Annotated in this window: 15 protein-coding genes; 7 read left to right on the top strand and 8 right to left on the bottom strand. The window is 71.3% G+C overall.

The genetic code is table 11. From position 1 onward, the window contains the following. Nucleotides 1-7: 7 nt before the first annotated feature. From QSK36_RS19475 to QSK36_RS19450, 6 genes are all read left to right on the top strand, one after another. Entirely contained in the window at nt 8-838 is an 831-nt protein-coding gene (locus QSK36_RS19475) for an ABC transporter ATP-binding protein (RefSeq protein ID WP_285783397.1), read from the top strand. Beyond that, nucleotides 838-1728: a branched-chain amino acid ABC transporter permease gene (locus tag QSK36_RS19470; RefSeq protein ID WP_285783396.1), complete on the top strand. Its 891-nt coding sequence runs from the start codon at nt 838-840 to the stop codon at nt 1726-1728. Before QSK36_RS19475 ends, QSK36_RS19470 begins: the two co-directional genes overlap by 1 nt. A gap of 91 nt (nt 1729-1819) precedes the next feature. Continuing rightward, complete coding sequence (locus QSK36_RS19465) at nt 1820-2899, top strand: branched-chain amino acid ABC transporter permease (RefSeq protein WP_502883327.1); 1080 nt, start codon at nt 1820-1822, stop codon at nt 2897-2899. Next, the gene (locus tag QSK36_RS19460; protein ID WP_285783395.1) at nt 2860-4146 is read left to right on the top strand and encodes an ABC transporter substrate-binding protein; all 1287 of its coding nucleotides are present in this window, start codon (nt 2860-2862) and stop codon (nt 4144-4146) included. The genes QSK36_RS19465 and QSK36_RS19460 overlap by 40 nt, the downstream gene beginning before the upstream one ends. A 236-nt stretch (nt 4147-4382) precedes the next feature. Then, on the top strand, nt 4383-5528 hold the full coding sequence (locus tag QSK36_RS19455; protein WP_285783394.1) for an acyl-CoA dehydrogenase family protein: 1146 nt from the start codon (nt 4383-4385) through the stop codon (nt 5526-5528). Between the two features lie 8 nt (nt 5529-5536). After that, nucleotides 5537-5974 carry an acyl-CoA thioesterase gene (locus QSK36_RS19450; RefSeq protein WP_285783393.1) on the top strand — a complete coding sequence of 146 codons (438 nt, stop codon included), beginning with the start codon at nt 5537-5539 and terminating at the stop codon, nt 5972-5974. Nucleotides 5975-5979: 5 nt separating this feature from the next. Here QSK36_RS19450 and QSK36_RS19445 read toward each other — a convergent pair whose 3' ends face one another. The 6 genes from QSK36_RS19445 to pyk form a co-directional block, all read right to left on the bottom strand. Beyond that, entirely contained in the window at nt 5980-6588 is a 609-nt protein-coding gene (locus QSK36_RS19445) for an NAD(P)-dependent oxidoreductase (RefSeq protein ID WP_285783392.1), read from the bottom strand. After that, nucleotides 6585-6947 carry a nuclear transport factor 2 family protein gene (locus tag QSK36_RS19440; protein WP_285783391.1) on the bottom strand — a complete coding sequence of 121 codons (363 nt, stop codon included), beginning with the start codon at nt 6945-6947 and terminating at the stop codon, nt 6585-6587. The genes QSK36_RS19445 and QSK36_RS19440 overlap by 4 nt, the downstream gene beginning before the upstream one ends. A 121-nt stretch (nt 6948-7068) precedes the next feature. Then, the gene (locus QSK36_RS19435) at nt 7069-7542 is read right to left on the bottom strand and encodes an anthrone oxygenase family protein (protein ID WP_285783390.1); all 474 of its coding nucleotides are present in this window, start codon (nt 7540-7542) and stop codon (nt 7069-7071) included. Nucleotides 7543-7670: 128 nt separating this feature from the next. After that, entirely contained in the window at nt 7671-9560 is a 1890-nt protein-coding gene (locus QSK36_RS19430) for an ABC transporter ATP-binding protein (protein ID WP_285783389.1), read from the bottom strand. After that, a complete protein-coding gene (locus QSK36_RS19425) occupies nt 9557-11389 on the bottom strand; it encodes an ABC transporter ATP-binding protein (RefSeq protein WP_183539794.1) in 1833 nt (610 codons plus the stop codon). The genes QSK36_RS19430 and QSK36_RS19425 overlap by 4 nt, the downstream gene beginning before the upstream one ends. Before the next feature lie 148 nt (nt 11390-11537). After that, nucleotides 11538-12971 (bottom strand): pyruvate kinase, encoded by a 1434-nt coding sequence (gene pyk / locus QSK36_RS19420; RefSeq protein WP_183539792.1) that lies wholly within the window; start codon nt 12969-12971, stop codon nt 11538-11540. 107 nt (nt 12972-13078) lie between these two features. Here pyk and QSK36_RS19415 point away from each other — a divergent pair, with 107 nt between their 5' ends. Continuing rightward, nucleotides 13079-13933 (top strand): hypothetical protein, encoded by an 855-nt coding sequence (locus QSK36_RS19415; protein ID WP_285783388.1) that lies wholly within the window; start codon nt 13079-13081, stop codon nt 13931-13933. Here QSK36_RS19415 and QSK36_RS19410 read toward each other — a convergent pair. Then, nucleotides 13854-14270 (bottom strand): DUF2784 domain-containing protein, encoded by a 417-nt coding sequence (locus tag QSK36_RS19410; RefSeq protein ID WP_139574346.1) that lies wholly within the window; start codon nt 14268-14270, stop codon nt 13854-13856. The genes QSK36_RS19415 and QSK36_RS19410 overlap by 80 nt on opposite strands. 128 nt (nt 14271-14398) lie before the next feature. Further along, the gene (locus QSK36_RS19405) at nt 14399-16042 is read right to left on the bottom strand and encodes a S8 family peptidase (protein WP_285783387.1); all 1644 of its coding nucleotides are present in this window, start codon (nt 16040-16042) and stop codon (nt 14399-14401) included. Nucleotides 16043-16048: the final 6 nt, after the last annotated feature.

Raw genomic sequence — 16048 nt, 5'->3', positions numbered from 1 at the left:
CATACCCGTGAGAAACCAACCGGTCGGTACGGCCAGCGGCGACGGCCCGGCGGAACTCGTGGTCAGCGAGGTGACGGTGCGCTTCGCCGGGCTCACCGCGCTCGACGCGGTGAGCTTCACCGTGGCCCCCGGCAGCGTGCACGCGCTGATCGGCCCGAACGGCGCGGGCAAGTCCACCTGCTTCAACGTGCTGTCGGGCGTCTACCGCGCCACCTCGGGCAGCGTGCGCTTCGGCGGCGCCGAGCTGACCTCGCTGCGCCCGCACCAGGTGGCCGCGCTGGGCGTGGCGCGGACGTTCCAGAACATCGCCCTGTCGCCGCACCTGACGGTCCGCGACAACCTCATGCTCGGCCGGCACCGCCTGACCCGTGCCGGCTTCGTCTCGGCCGGCCTGCGGCTGCCCTCGGCCAGGCGCGAGGCCGTACGGCACGGCGCGCGCGTCGCGGAGATCGCGGAGTTCGCCGGCGTCGGCGACGCGTTGTCCATCCCGGTGGGGCTGCTGCCGTACGGCGTGCAGAAGCGGGTGGAGCTGGCCCGGGCGCTGTGCATGGAGCCGCGGCTGCTCCTGCTGGACGAGCCGGTGGCGGGGATGAACGGCGGCGAGCGGCGGGAGATGGCCGGCCTCATCGAGTCGGTGCGCGAGAGCCTCGGCATCTCGATCCTGCTGGTCGAGCACGACATGGGCATGGTCATGCGGATCGCCGACGCGGTGACCGTGCTCGACTTCGGCAGGCGGATCGCGGACGGGCCGCCCGAGGAGGTCCAGCGCGACCCCGAGGTGATCCGCGCCTATCTGGGCGACTTCGGCGGCCCCTCCGGTGAGCGGGGGGAGGCGTGATGGCGGTCTTCCTGGAGCTGCTCGTCAACGGGATCTCGGTCGGAGCCGTGTACGCGCTGATCGCGCTCGGCTTCGTGGTGATCTTCAAGGCGACCGAGGTGGTCAACTTCATGCACGCGTCGCTGCTGCTGGCCGGCGGTTACGTGATCGCCAGGCTGCACCCGCTGATCGGGTTCTGGGCGGCGCTGGCGGCCGGGATCGCGGCGGCGGCGCTGGTCGGCGCGCTGGTGGAGTTCCTGATCCTGCGCCGGGCGCACGTCGGCTCGCGCGGCGTGCTGGCCATCGTCACGATCGGCGTGGACATCCTGCTCACGACCGAGCTCACCCGCCGGATCGGCACCGAGGTGCTCGCCCTTGGCGACCCCTGGGGCGACCGGGTGCTGCGTCTTGGCCCGGTGACGGTCGCGGAGACCCGCGTCGTGGCCCTCGCGGTCGCCGCCGCACTGATCGTGGCGTTCCTGCTCGCCTTCAAGTTCACCGGCTGGGGCGTGGCGATGCGCGCCACGGCCGAGGACGCGGAGACCGCCGCGCTGATGGGCGTGCGGCTCGGCCGGGTCTCGCTCAGCGCGTGGGCCGTCGCCGGGGCGCTGGCCGCGGTCGCGGCGATGTTCCTGTGCGTCTTCCCGACGCCGGGCCTCGACAGGGGCACGGCCGCGGCGGCGATGAAGGCGTTCCCCGCCGCCATCCTCGGAGGGCTCGACTCGACCACGGGCGCGCTGGCCGGCGGGCTGATCGTGGGTGTCACCGAGACGCTGATGAGCGGCTACCAGAGCGAGCTCGCCTTCCTGGGCCGCGGCATCGGCGACGCGGCGCCGTTCCTCGTGATGATCGTGATCCTGCTGCTGCGGCCCTCCGGGCTGTTCGGCACGAAGGAGCCGGCCCGTGTCTGAACCCACGCCCACGGCCGCGACGCCCGCACGCGACACGCCCCGGTCCCTCCGGGCCGCGCTGTGGTCCAGGGCACGGCCCCTCCGGGCCGCGCTGTGGTCCTGGGCGCGGTCCCTCCGGGCCGCGCTGTGTATCGCGGTGCTCGCGGGAGCCGTCGCGGTGCCCTTCTACCTGGAGGGGTTCTGGCTGCAGGCGGGGCTGTTCGCGATGTCGGCGGCGATCGGCGCGATCGGGATCAACCTGCTGACCGGGGCGACCGGGCAACTGTCCCTGGGACATGCCTTCTTCCTCGCGGTAGGGGCGTACTCCTACGTCTTCCTGTCGTCCGACCTGGGGCTGCCGACGCCGCTCGCGGCCCTGGCGGCGGTGATCGTCGCGGGGGTGTCCGGCGGCCTGTTCAGCCCGATCGCGGGCCGCCTCAAGGGCGCCTACCTGGGCATCGCCACGCTCGCCCTGATCTTCGTCGGTCAGCACATCCTGTTCAACGCCGAGCCGGTGACCGGCGGCTTCAACGGCCGGCCGGTGCCGCCGATGGAGCTGTTCGGGTTCGTCTTCGCCGACACCCCGGAGCTGGTGGTGCTGAACGTGCCGTTCGGCTCGCTCGAACGGCTGTGGTTCCTCGGGATCGCGCTGCTCGCGGGCGCGGCGGTGTTCGCCAGGGGCGTGCTGCGCGGCCGTCCCGGCCTGGCGATGAACACGATCAGGGACCACGAGATCGCCGCGGGGGTCATGGGCGTCCCGGTCGCCCGATACCGCGCGGGCGTGTTCGTCCTGTCGTCCATGTACGGCGGGCTCGCCGGGGTGCTGGTCGCCCTGGTCTTCCAGCAGGTCGTGCCGGACTACTTCGGCATGCTGCTGTCGCTCGACTACCTCGCGATGATCGTGATCGGCGGCCTGGGATCGGTCGCCGGCGCGGTCGTCGGGGCCGCGTTCGTCTCCCTGCTCCCCCAGCTGCTCACGCGCTACAGCGACGCCCTGCCGCTGGTGGCCGAGCCGGGTTCCGGCGGGGTCTCCCCCGCCGAGACCGCGCGGATCCTCTACGGCGCCGCCGTCGTCGCGGTGGTGCTGTTCCTGCCCGGCGGTCTGGTCGGGCTCGCCACGCGGCTCGGCCGCGTTCGACTCAAGGAGCTCAGATGGGCAAAATCGGCACCCGCGCCGGCGTCGCGGCGTTAGCCCTGCTGTCCCTGGCCGTCGCGACCTCGGCGGCGGGGTGCGCCAGCGGCAAGGCCACGGGCGGTGGCGGAGGCGCCGGGGCGGCGGCCGGCGGTGACGGGGTCAAGACCGGCCCCGGCGTCACGGCCACCACGATCACCGTGAGCGCGCTCACCGACCTGACCGGCCCCTACGCGTCGTTCGGCAAGAGCCAGACGCAGGCGCAGCAGCTGTACTTCGACCAGGTCAACGCCGGCGGCGGGGTCTGCGGCCGCAAGTACGAGCTGGTCGTGCGCGACCACGGCTACGACACGCAGAAGGCGGTGGCCGCCTACACCGAGGTCGCGCCCAAGTCGGCGGCGATCGTGCAGTTCATCGGTTCCCCCATGATCACCGCGCTGAAGCGGCGCATCGACGGCGACAAGCTGCTCACGATCCCGATGGCGTGGGCGACCACGCTGCTCGGCAGCCGGGCCATCCAGGTGACCGGCACGACGTACGACGTGGACATGATCAACGCCGTCGAGTTCCTCACGAAGGAGAAGGGGATCAAGTCCGGCGACAAGATCGGGCACCTGTACTTCGAGGGCGACTACGGCGAGAGCTCGCTCAACGGCTCGAAGTACGCCGCGGGCAAGCTCGGCCTGCAGATCGTCGAGCAGAAGATCAAGGCGACCGACCAGGACATGAGCGCCCAGGTGGCGGCGTTCAAGGCGGCCGGGGTGAAGGCCGTGCTCGTCTCTGTGGGGCCCCGGCAGACGGCCTCGCTGGTCGGCGTGTCCCTCGCCAAGGGCATGGACGTGCCGTTCGTCGGCAGCAACTCGGCCTACGCTCCGCAGCTTCTCGCGACCCCGGCCGGGCCGGCCCTGCTGAAGGACTTCTCCTACGTGTCGGCGGGGACGCCGGTCAGCGCGAAGAATCCGGCGATGCAGCGGCTGGTGGCCGACTACCAGGCGAAGTATCCCGGCGAGACGCTCGACAGCGGCGTGCCCACCGGCTGGAGCGCGGCGATGATCGTGGACGAGGCGATGAGAAAGGCATGCGAGGCCAAGGACTTCACCCGGGAGGGCGTCCTGAACGCGCACCGCTCGCAGCCGAACTTCGGTGGCGACCTCGGCACTCCGATGAACTTCACGTTCTTCGACAAGCCCGCCTCCCGGTCGTCGTACGTGCTCAAGCCCGACAAGGCGGCGCTCGGCGGCGCGGTGGTCTTCAGGGAGGCGGAGGTCTCGGAGCTGGCGAAGGACTACCCGGTGCCGGTGGGCTGACGCGGACAGGCCCGTGCCCACGCCCATGAGGTTACTCGCAGGTGTCGCGATTGACGAGATTTGCCCGGAAGGAGCGGTGTCCAGAGTGGTGCATCGCAAGGCGGAGGAGGAGCCGATGACAGCGTCATCGGCGACGACGACAACGCAGCGAGGTGCCGGTCTGGGCGACGCGACGGGGCAAAGATCGGAAAGAGGGACACTAGTATCCCGATACCGAACAATCGTCTGGAGAATCGATGCGACGCACCATCTACGGCGAGGACCACGAGGCCTTCCGCGACTCCGTGCGGCAGTTCGTGATCCGCTCGGTCGCCCCGAGGGCCGAGGAGTTCATCGAGCGCCGGCTGATCGACCGCGAGGTGTGGCGGGAGGCCGGGCTGCAGGGATTCCTCGGCCTGGAGGTCCCCGAGGAGTACGACGGCGCGGCTGCGGGCGGCTACCGCTTCAACGCCGTGCTCACCGAGGAACTGGCCGGGGTGGGCATGGCTCTGGCGTCCAGTTTCGGCATCCACTTCGACGTGGTCGCGCCCTACCTGGTGGAGCTGACGACGGACGAGCAGAAGAAGCGCTGGCTGCCGCCGTTCTGCTCGGGAGAGATGATCACCGCGATCGGCATGACCGAGCCGAGCGGCGGGTCGGACCTGGCGGCGCTGCGCACGACCGCCGTCAGGGACGGCTCCGACTGGATCATCGACGGCTCCAAGACGTTCATCACCAACGGCTACCAGGCCGGCCTCGTCGTGGTGGCGGCCCGGACGAGCCCGGAGAAGCGGGCCAAGGGCATCACGCTGTTCGCGGTCGAGGAGGGCATGCCCGGCTTCCACCGGGGGCGCAAACTGGACAAGGTCGGCCAGCCGGAGGCCGACACGGCCGAGTTGTTCTTCGAGGGCGTGCGGGTGCCCGCCGGCAACGTGATCGGCGAGGTGGACCGGGGGTTCGTCGCCATGATGGAGCGCCTCCCCCAGGAGCGGCTCGGCAGCGCCGTCACCAACATCTCCCACGCCGCCGCCGTGCTCGCCGAGACCCTGTCGTACGTGAAGGAGCGCAAGGCGTTCGGCCAGGCGATCGGCAGCTTCCAGTACAACAAGTTCACACTCGCCGACCTGGTGACGAAGGTGGAGGTGACCCGGGCGTACGTCGACCAGTGCGTGGCCGCCCACACCGACGGGGAGCTGACGGCGGTCGACGCGGCCAAGGCCAAGATGTGGACCGCCGAGGTGCAGAACCAGGTGATCGACGCCTGCGTGCAGCTCTACGGCGGCTACGGCTACATGAAGGAGTACCGCGTGGCGCGGGCCTGGACGGACGCCCGGGTGACCCGGATCTGGGCGGGGTCCAACGAGATCATGCGCGAGATCATCGGCCGGGACCTCGGCTTGTGAACGGGCTTGTGAACGGGCCTGCGAACGACCGGACGGCGTATCCCCACTGGCGGGACGTGCCCACCCGGTGGAAGGACAACGACGTATACGGGCACGTCAACAACGTCGTGCACTACTCCCTGATGGACACCGTGATCAACACCTGGCTGATCGAGGAGGCCGGGCTGGACATCCACCGGGGCCCGGCGATCGGGCTGTGCGTGGAGTCGCGCTGCTCCTACCGGGCCTCGGTGTCCTTCCCGCAGGTGATCAGCGTGGGCCTGCGGATCGGACACCTCGGCCGTTCCAGCGTCCGCTACGAGCTCGCGCTGTTCGCCGGCGACACGCTGGTCGCCGAGGGCGACTTCACGCACGTCTTCGTCGACCGGCACACCCGCCGCCCCGTGGAGATCGGCCCGCCCCTGCGCCCCGCCATGGAACGCCTCCTCTCCCGTCCCCCCAGTTAGTGGTTTCAGCGACCGTGGACGTTGACGGCCACTCCGCTCAGGTGGCCCTCTTCGGCGATGTCCAGCAGCGTGGTCGCCACGTCCGCCCGGGTCAGGGCACGCGGCGTGGCCAGCAGCTCGCGGCGGATCACGACCGACCCTGCGGCGGGCCGGTCGGTGAGCCGGGTCAGCCGGACGATGGTCCAGTCCAGGTCGCTGGTGCTCACGGCCTGCTCCAGGTCGCGAGCGTCGGCGTAGGGGGTGGCCAGCAGGCGGCGCAGCAGCCAGATGAGCAGGAACGGCTTGCGGGCGACGATCGGGTAGGGAGTGGTGACGATCAGCCGCTCGACCCCGGAATCGGTCATGGCCTGGATGATGGTGCGGGTGGCCTCGGCCGCGCGATGCGGGTCGCTGCTGTCGCCGCCGTTGATGATGGAGATCACCGCGTCCGCGCCCTCCACGGCCGCGCGCATCTTGTCCAGGTCGCGGCCGTCGCCTTCGACGACGGCATCCGGCCGCGCCTCCAGGGCGGCGGCGTTGCGGGTGAAGGCGGTGACCCGGTGGCCGCGGCGCAGCGCCTCGGCCAGGACGTAGCGGCCGGTGCGGCCGGTGGAGCCGATCAGAGTGAGGTTCACGGCTTCACCGTCCGTGTGATCGAGTCGACGCGCTGAACCCGTCCGTCGGGGGCGAACCGGGCGAACAGGTGAACCTCGATCTGCAGGGTGGTGTCCTTTCTGGCCAGGACGGTCATGGTGTAGCGGGCGGCGGCCCGGTCGTCGTCGATCAGCGTGTCGTGGACCTCGATCTCCAGCGCGCGGGCGTTCCTCCGCGCCGGGCGGGCGTGGTCGATCAGCCGCTGCCGGTCGAGGACGATGCCGTCGTTGCGATATTCGAGGTCGGGAGTGTAGTAGCGGTCCACGATCGTGGCCGGGTCCTCCCGGCTGAAGGCCAGTTCGTACGGCAGGCGCGTCAGAAAGGCGTGGAAGCCGGGCATCAGACCACCTCGCACACGCTCATCGTGAGCATGTCCTCGGGTTCGGGGTTGTCCACCTCGCCGAGCTCGGGAGGTCCGGCGGCACGGTGACCAGGACGGCGACGGAACATGACTGTTCTCCTTAGCGGCTGGAGGGCCGGTTGACGACGGCGATGGTGACGATCAAGACGAAAGCGGCCAACGCGGTCAAGGTGCGCAGATCGTGGAACAGCTCCCATCGCCGGAAGATCTCGGCGTAGCCATCCGGGACCGGACCGGCAGCCCATTCCCGGAAACGCGCATGCAGCGGGACGTTGCCGAACACGGTGACGAGCAGCGAGGTCAGCGCCAGCGCACCGGCGCCGAGCGCCAGCCGGCGCGCCCGGCCGCGGCCGGCGATCGCCAGACCGAAGGTCGTGAGGATGGCCAGCGCCATCGCGCTCTGCATGACCGGCTCGTTGACCTTCATCATCGTGGTGTGGAAGGTCAGGCGCACACCCAGCGGAACGGCCCCGAACGTGGGGATCACGTTGGCCGCGCCGTACGCGAACGCGCCCGCGAGCAGGCCGGTGGCCAGCAACGCCGCCCCGTGGATGTACCTGAATGGGGTTCCCATGAACGGCTATCGTCGTCCAGCCGGACTTCGACGGCGTCCCACCCACGGAGTCATCTGCCGCTACCCCACCGGGATCACCCCGGCTGCCCCGCGCTGCGACGCCGGGAGTAGCCGCCAATGGCAGGAGGTCAGGCGAGGCTGTCGAGCCAGGCGCGGTGGAGGCGGGCGAACCGGCCGGCGCCGGCGATCAGGCGGTCCGGCGGGCCGTCCTCCACGATCCGGCCGTGCTCCATGACGAGCACCCGGTCGGCGATCTCCACGGTGGACAGGCGGTGGGCGATGATCAGTGCGGTCCGGTCGGCGAGGATCGTCCGCAGCGCCCGCTGCACGAGGCGCTCGCTGGGCACGTCGAGGCTGGAGGTGGCCTCGTCCAGGATCAGCACGGCGGGGTCGGCGAGGAACGCACGGGCGAACGCGACGAGCTGCCGCTGCCCCGCCGACATGCGGCCGCCGCGCTTGCCGACCTGGGTCTCGTACCCGTCGGGCAGCGCGGAGACGAACGTGTGGGCGCCGATGGCCTCGGCGGCCCGCTCGATCTCCGAATCCGGCGCGCCCGGCCGCCCGAACCGCACGTTGTCCGCGACCGTCCCGCTGAACAGGTAGTTCTCCTGGGTGACCATCACCACGTGCCGGCGCAGGGTGTCCTCGTCCAGCTCGCGCAGGTCCACGCCGTCGAGGAGTACCCGCCCGGCGACCGGGTCGTGGAACCGGGCGATGAGCTTGGCCAGCGTCGTCTTGCCCGCGCCCGTGGTGCCGACGACGGCCACGGTCTGCCCGGCGGGGATCACCACATCGAGCAGCGGCAGCACCGGCGGGCCGTCGGGATAGGCGAACCGGACGGCCTCGAACCGCAACGCCCCGGCGGCGCGCGGCAGCGGCGCCGGGCGGCGGGGCTCGGCCACCGAGGGCCGCTCCTCCAGCACGCCCGACAGCTTCTCCAGCGCCGCCCCCGCCGACTGCAGGGCGTTGTAGAACTGGCTGATCTCCTGCATCGGCTCGTAGAACTGGCGCAGGTAGAGCAGGAAGGCGGCGAGCACGCCGACCGTGACCGTGCCGCGCAGCGCGAGCAGGCCGCCGTACAGCAGGACGGCCGCGACGGTGACGTTGCCGATCAGCTTGATCCCGGGCATGAACACGGCGACCAGGCGCATGCCCCGCGTGTTGGCGGCGCGGTAGTCCGCGTTGAGCCGCTCGAAGATCTCCTGGTTGCGCGGCTCCCGCCGGAACGCCTGCACCGCGCGGATCCCGGTCATCGACTCCACGAAGTGGACGATGACCAGCGCGACCGCCTCCCGCGTACGGCGGTAGGCGACGCTCGACTGGCGGCGGAACCACCGGGTGAACAGCAGCAGGACCGGCAGCGGCAGCAGCGCCACCAGGCCGAGGCGCACGTCGAGCACGAGCAGCATGACCGCGGTGCCGCACAACGTGAGCACGGCCGTGACCAGGCCGTCGAAACCGGAGTCGAGCAGTTCCGCGATGGCGTCCACGTCGGAGGTGAGCCGGGAGATGACCCGCCCGGAGGTGTACTTCTCATGGAACGGCAGCGACAGGCGCTGGAAGTGGTCGAAGACCCGGCGGCGCAGCTCCAGCAGGATGTCCTGGCCGATCCGGCCCGACATCTGCAGGAACGCCTGCCGGGTGAGCGCCTGGGTGAGCGCGGCGGCCAGCACCGCGCCGACGATCGCGAGCAACGTGCCCGCGCCCTGCCCGCGCACCATGGGCGGGATGCCGTCGTCGATGCCCGCCTTCACCAGGTATGGCAGGGCCAGGCCCGCGGCGTTGGACACCACGATGACCGCCGTGAGCACGCCGATGGCCCGGCGGTGCGGGCGCAGCAGGTCGCCGAGCAGGCGGCGCGACCGGGTGCGCAGCAGCAGGGAGACGTGCTCGGAGATCTCGTCCCGGTTCTCGGCGGCGACCCCGCGCCACGTTTCCGTGCTTCTCGCGTCGCCATCGGGACGCTCACGTCCCGCTCGCTCGGTGTTCCCCGCGTCGCTGCCGGTCTCTTGGCTCATCGCATCGATCCCTCGGGGTCGAGGTCGGCGTCCTGGGCGAGCAGTTGGCGATACTCCGGCACGGCCGACAGCAGGTCGCCGTGGCGGCCGACGTGGGTGACGGTGCCGTCGCGCAGCAGCGCCACCCGGTCGGCGAGCAGCACGGTCGAGGCGCGGTGCGCCACGACGATGCCGGTCGCCTCGGCGAGCACCCGCCGCAGCGCCTCCTCGACCAGCGCCTCGGTCTCCACGTCGAGCGCCGACAGGGTGTCGTCGAGGACGAGCACCCGCGGCCTGCCGAGGACCGCCCTGGCCAGCGCGAGCCGCTGCCGCTGACCGCCCGACAGCGACATCCCCTGCTCTCCGATGCGGGTGTCGAGCCCCCACGGCAGGTCGTACGCGAAGGTCGCCTGCGCGATCTCCAGGGCCTGCCTGATCTCCTCCTCGGTGGCGTGTCCATGGCCGAGCGTCACGTTCTCGCGGACGCTCATCGAGAAGAGCGTCGGCTCCTCGAACGCCGTGGCGACCACCGAGCGCAGCGAGGTCAGCGACAGGTCCCGCACGTCGTGCCCGTCCACGGTGACGCGGCCCGCGGTGACGTCGAGCAGGCGGGGCACGAGCGCGGTCAGCGTCGTCTTGCCCGACCCGGTGGCCCCCACGAGGGCGACGGTCTCCCCCGGCCGCACCTCCAGCCACACGTCGCGCAGCACCGGCCGGTCGGCGCCGGGGAAGCGGAACCCGACGCCCTCGAAACGAACGTGGCCGCGCGGACGCTCGATGACGGCCGGGCCGCCGCTGATCGCGGGCACCGTGTCGAGCACCTCGACCACCCGGTCGGCCGAGGTCATGGCCTCCTGGCCCATGGCGAGGATGTAGCCGAGCGAGGCGACCGGCCAGACGAGCTGGAGGACCATCGTGGTGAAGGCGACCAGGGTGCCGAGCGTCAGCGCGCCGGCGCCGACCGCGATCGCGCCGAGCAGCAGGACCAGGGCGAGCGTGACGTTCGGCACGACTTCGAGGAAGGTGAAGAACCGGGAGGCCAGCCGCACCTTGGCCAGCGAGGTGCGGCGGATCTCGCGGGCGGCGGCGGCGAACTTCGCGAAGACGTGCTCGCGCCGCCCGAACGCCTTGACCGTGCGGATTCCCACGGCCGACTCCTCGACCAGCGTGGCGAGGTCGCCCTGCTGGTCCTGCACCTGCCGGGAGATGACGATGTAGCGCCGTTCGAAGCGCAGCGCCAGGACCACGACCGGGACGGCGGAGACGGCGACGAGCAGGCCGAGCGGCCAGTACATCCGCAGGAGCACCACGGTGACCGCGGTGAGCTGCAGGATGTTCATGATCAGGAACAGGACGCCGAAGCCGAGGAACCTGCGGATCGTCGACAGGTCGGTCGTCGCCCTGGACAGCAGCTGGCCCGACTGCCATCTGTCGTGGAAGCTCATCGGCAGCCGCTGGAGGTGCCGGTAGAGGTCGTCGCGGATCGCGGTCTCGAGGCCGAGGACCGGCCCTGCCTGGGACCAGCGGCGGGCGAACGTGAGGACCGCCTCGGCGACGCCGAGGCCGAGGGCCAGCAGCCCGAGGGGGACCAGTCCGCCGAGGTCGCCGTGGGCCACCGGGCCGTCGATGATCTCCTTGCTCACCAGCGGGATCACCGTGGCCGCGGCGATCCCCAGCAGCGCGGCGAGCCAGGACACCACCAGGCTGGGCACGTAGGGGCGCAGGTAGGACCGCAACCGCCACAGCGAGCGCCACGACGTCCGGCGATCAGCGTCGTCACTCGCGTCGGGCCCAGGTGCCTGAGGGGAGTCCGGCGCCTGAGGGGAGTCCGGTGCCTGAGGGGAGTCCATCAACGGGCGCAGCGCTCCTCCGGCATCTGACAGGAAAGGTCGACTCGCTCCTGCCATGCTCCGTCGAAGGGCGCCGCGCCTTCAAGGGGTTTTCTCCCGCCGCCGGGTGCCCCAGGCCGTGCGGCCCGGGGGAACCCGGCCGCCGGGGTCAGGTCGACGGGTGGGCGACCGCCGAGCCGATCGTGTGGACGCGCAGGGCGTTGGTGGAGCCGTGGTTGCCGGGCGGCGAGCCGGCGACGACGACGACCTTGTCGCCCTTCTCGCAGACGCCGAGCGACAGCAGCGAGGCCTCCACCTGGCGGACCATGTCGTCGGTGTGGTGCACGAACGGCACCTCGAACGTCTCCACGCCCCAGGTCAGCGCGAGCTGGCCGCGCACCTGCGGGTTGGAGGTGAACGCCAGCAGCGGGATCGGCGAGCGGTAGCGGGCCAGGCGCCGGGCGGTCTCGCCGGACATCGTGAACGCCACCAGGGCCTTGGCCCCGACGATCGCGCCGACCTCGGCCGCGGCTCGGGCGATGGCGCCGCCGGTCGTCTCGGGCAGGCGCTCCAGCGTGTGGGTGGCCTGCAGCGTGGTGCCCTCCGCGGCGACCGCGATGCGGGCCATCGTGGAGACCGACTCGATCGGGTAGGTGCCGACCGAGGTCTCGCCGGACAGCATCACCGCGTCCGCGCCGTCCATCACCGCGTACGCGACGTCGGACGCCTCGGCCCGGGTGGGCCGGGGAGCGCTCATCATCGAGTCGAGCATCTGGGTGGCCACGATGACCGGGTGGGCCTTCTCGCGGCACAGCTCGATGATGCGGCGCTGGACGATCGGCACCTGCTCCAGCGGAAGCTCGACGCCGAGGTCGCCGCGGGCGACCATCACGCCGTCGAAGGCGTCCACGATCTCCTCGAGGCAGTCGACGGCCTGCGGCTTCTCGATCTTGGCGAGGAGCGGGAGCCTGACGCCCTCCTCCTCCATGATCGCGTGGATGAGCGCGGCGTCGTCCGGCGACCGGACGAACGACAGGGCGATCATGTCGAAGCCGGTGCGCAGCGCCCAGCGCAGGTCCTCCTCGTCCTTCTCCGTGAGCGCCGGAGCGCTGACGGCGACGCCGGGGAGGTTGAGGCCCTTGTTGTCGGAGATCATGCCGCCGATGACGACACGGGTGACGACGCGCGGCCCCTCGACCGCGGTCACCTCGAGGTTCAGCCGGCCGTCGTCCACGAGGATCGTGTCGCCGGGCTTGACGTCGCCCGGCAGGCCCGCGTACGTCGTGGAGACGAGGTCCCGGTCGCCGGGGACGTCCTCAGTCGTGATCGTGAAGACGTCGCCGAAGCCGAGCCGTACGGGACCGGAGGCGAAACGCCCGACGCGGATCTTGGGGCCCTGGAGGTCGGCGAGGACGCCCACGGCGCAGCCCAGCTCGTCGGCGGCGGCTCTGACCCGGTCGAACACCTCCTTGTGCAACTCATGGCTGCCGTGCGAGAGGTTGAAGCGGGCGACGTTCATGCCCGCCTTGATGAGCTCGCGTAGGCGCTCCGGCGAGGAGGTGGCGGGCCCGAGGGTACAGACGATCTTTGCTCGACGACTCACAGCACTACCCTAATTGGTACAGACCACTTGCAGTGACGGCGCACACAGCTGTCGCTAAATGTTCAGACACTTCACGCGATCATCCGCGTGCCCTAGCCTTGGCAGCCATGGGACGTACCCGGACTTGGGGGGTAATAACGGCGCTGTTCACCCTGGCCGCGTGCGGAGGCCAGGGTACCGAATCGACCGCGCCGCCGACGGGTGTTTCGGTATCGCTGAACCAGTGGCGCAGCGACGAGACGTCTCACGAGCTGGAGGTGTCCGTGCGCAACGACACCGGCACGCAGGTGCGCTTCCAGGACGTCCAGCTCGTGACCGGCTCGTTCGCGACGCTCCCGCCGACCCGCCTGGACACCACCCTCGGCAGGACGCCGCGCACTGACCTGCGGATCCCGTACGGCGAGGCGCGCTGCGACCCGGCGAAGATCCCGCCGGTGCGCCCGGCCACAGTGGTGGCGCACGTCCAGGTCGGCGACGGGACACCGCGCAAGGTGGTGTTCCCGGTCCATCACCCCGATCCCACGCTGGACGGGCTGGTGAAGGCCGAGTGCGGGGCCTACATCCTGCGCCGGTCGGTGGACGTGACGTTCGGGGACACCTGGACCCGCGCGGGCCGGACCCTCCACGGGAACCTCGTCGTCACCAGGAAGGGCGGATCGGAGCCGGTCACCATCGACGACCTCGGCGCCACCACGCACTACACGATGCTCCCCCGCTCCGGCAAGCGCAGGCCGGTGGCCGTGCTCGCGGCGGACGCCACGCGGCTGGAGATCCCGGTGGAGGTCACCCCCATGCGCTGCGACTGGCACGCGTTCGCGGAGGCCAAGAAGGCCTACCTGTTCCCGATCTACGGCACCGTGGGCGGCGGCGAGAGACGTTACCTCATCGCGACGCCCCCGGCTCCGGTGCAGCAGACGTTCCTGTCGTACGCGCAGGACGTGTGCGGCGTCGGCGGATCCTGATCGCGAGACCCGCCCAGGAGGCGAGCACGACGGCGATCACCGCCAGCCGCACGTGCCAGACGTACGCCTCCGGGTAGACGGCGCCCTCGATGTAGGTGTCGATGAAGCCGCCGGGCAGCAGGCCGGTCTCCCCCGCCCTGGCCCGCCCCCAGTTCTCCAGCGCGGTCAGCGGGCACTCCACGAGCCCGGCGAGCTGCACCAGCCCCCAGGCGCACAGCGCGAGGTGCGGCCAGATCAGCCGGGGCCGCCACCAGGCGAGGAAGCCGCCCAGGGCGATGTAGGCGATGACGAGGAAATGCGCCACCATCGTGGCCTGCCAGACGAGCCGGTAGATCATGATCTGCCCTCCTCCGCGAAGGAGGGTAGGCCGCGGTGGCTCGCCGGGCATCCGGTGGACTACTCAGGCGCGTACTCAGGTGGGGACGAGCCCGGGACGAGGCCCCGGGAAGGGGCCCAGGAAGCGACTCAGGGCGCGACGGTGGCGGCCCTGGCGGCGTCCACCAGGCCGTGGCCGAAGAAGCCGTTCTTCGCCGTGGGCCCCTCGCAGAGCTGGCTCTCGCCCGTGCCGTACCGGTAGGTGCGGGGCGCCGGGCAGCCCTTCGGCGTCGCCGCCGCGTACAACAGGCGCTCCACCTGCGCGGGGTCCATCTGGAGCCCGCCCTTGCCCGGCTTGCCGAACCGGCCGATGATCAGCGCCGCCACCCCGGTGACGTGCGGCGCGGCCATGGAGGTGCCCTCCATGTACTGGTAGTAGGCGCACTTGCCGTCGTGGCAGTCGCGGATCACCGAGGACGTCTTCGGCTTGCCCGCGGCGTCGATGAGGCCCTTGGCGCGCAGGACGTTCTCGGGGGCGGCGGCCAGGATCTCCCGGCTCGCGCCCTTGAAATCGGTGCCGCCGTCGAACATGTCGCCGCCAGGCGCGGCGATGTCGGTCTGCTCGACGCCGTAGTCGGAGTACGACGCCTTGCGCCCGCCGGGGCCGACGGAGGACACCGAGATGACGCCGTCCAGCTCTGCCGGGACGTTGATGCAGGTGTTGTCGACGACCCGCTTCTTCTCCGCGCCCTTCGGGAAGTCGGGGCTGGAGGTGTCGCTCTTCACCTTGCCGAGGTCGAGGCCCTCGTTCCCGATCGCGCTGACGAGTGTGACGCCGTGCGCGCGGGCGTACTTGACCGCGCGGCGCATGCCCTCCAGGATCGCCCGCTGCTCCAGCCGCTCCCTGTTCGTGTCGCTCGGGTTGTTCTCGCAGTTGAACGTCCAGGGGTCGACGTAGAAGCTCATGTTGACCACGTCGACGCCGACGTCGGCGGCGTACTCCAGGGCGTCCATGGTGGGCTTGAGGAAGAAGAAGCCCGAGTCGGTGCCGGCGCGGAGGTTGACCAGCGACACGTCGGGGGCGACCCCGCTGACGCCGAGGCCGTTGATCGGCGAGCCGATCGTGCTCGCGACGTGGGTGCCGTGGCCGTCGTCGTCGACGTCGGCCGGGTCCTTGCAGCCCGTGTGCTCGCAGGGCCCGTCGAGCGTCTTGCCGTTCTCGTCGGTCGGCTGGTCGACGACGAAGTTGCGGCTGAGCGCCCGGTTGAAGTTGGGCGCGATGTCGGGGTGCGTGCCGTCGACGCCGGTGTCGATGACGCCCACCAGCACCTTGCGGCTGCCCCGGGCCTTGGCGTACGACCCGGTGGGGGTGGCGCCGATCATCTTCATGTCCCACTGGCGGCCCGAGAGCGGGTCGCCGCCCGGCGCCGACCGGACGTGCTCCGTGCGCCGCGTGCCGGCAGAAACAGATGCGCCGGATGTGGCGGGCGCGCCGGCGGTCTTGCCGATGGGGCGGTCGAGCGTCACACCGACCACGGAGGGGTCGGCGCCGATCTTCTCGGGGTCGGACGCGCGCACGACGAGGTAGCCGAGCTTGTCGTCCCGCCCTTGGACCGTTCCCCCGGCCGCCTCGGCCGCCCGCTGCGCGGCGGCCGAGCCGCCGTCCTTGTAGAAGACCAGATAGTTCTGCGCGGGCTCGGCCGCGGCCGCCGCCCCCGGCAGTGCCGCTACCCCCAGCCCGCCGAGCATGGTGATGGACATGATGGCCCCGGCGAGCCGCCCCCGTGCGTACAACGATCC

Origin of the sequence: Microbispora sp. NBRC 16548, assembly GCF_030268985.1 — a bacterium.
Classification (GTDB): Bacteria; Actinomycetota; Actinomycetes; order Streptosporangiales; family Streptosporangiaceae; genus Microbispora; species Microbispora catharanthi.
The sequence above is the reverse complement of the archived record's forward strand: the minus strand, read 5'-3'. Positions and strand labels throughout refer to the sequence as shown.

Bases quoted from the DNA above. Each gene is read 5' to 3' on its own strand.
- QSK36_RS19425 (WP_183539794.1), bottom strand. From the start codon at position 11,389: ATGGACTCCCCTCAGGCACCGGACTCCCCTCAGGCGCCGGACTCCCCT.
- QSK36_RS19470 (WP_285783396.1), top strand. From the start codon at position 838: ATGGCGGTCTTCCTGGAGCTGCTCGTCAACGGGATCTCGGTCGGAGCC.
- QSK36_RS19440 (WP_285783391.1), bottom strand. From the start codon at position 6,947: ATGCCCGGCTTCCACGCCTTTCTGACGCGCCTGCCGTACGAACTGGCC.
- QSK36_RS19435 (WP_285783390.1), bottom strand. From the start codon at position 7,542: ATGGGAACCCCATTCAGGTACATCCACGGGGCGGCGTTGCTGGCCACC.
- QSK36_RS19415 (WP_285783388.1), top strand. From the start codon at position 13,079: ATGGGACGTACCCGGACTTGGGGGGTAATAACGGCGCTGTTCACCCTG.
- QSK36_RS19455 (WP_285783394.1), top strand. From the start codon at position 4,383: ATGCGACGCACCATCTACGGCGAGGACCACGAGGCCTTCCGCGACTCC.
- QSK36_RS19460 (WP_285783395.1), top strand. From the start codon at position 2,860: ATGGGCAAAATCGGCACCCGCGCCGGCGTCGCGGCGTTAGCCCTGCTG.
- QSK36_RS19430 (WP_285783389.1), bottom strand. From the start codon at position 9,560: ATGAGCCAAGAGACCGGCAGCGACGCGGGGAACACCGAGCGAGCGGGA.
- QSK36_RS19410 (WP_139574346.1), bottom strand. From the start codon at position 14,270: ATGATCTACCGGCTCGTCTGGCAGGCCACGATGGTGGCGCATTTCCTC.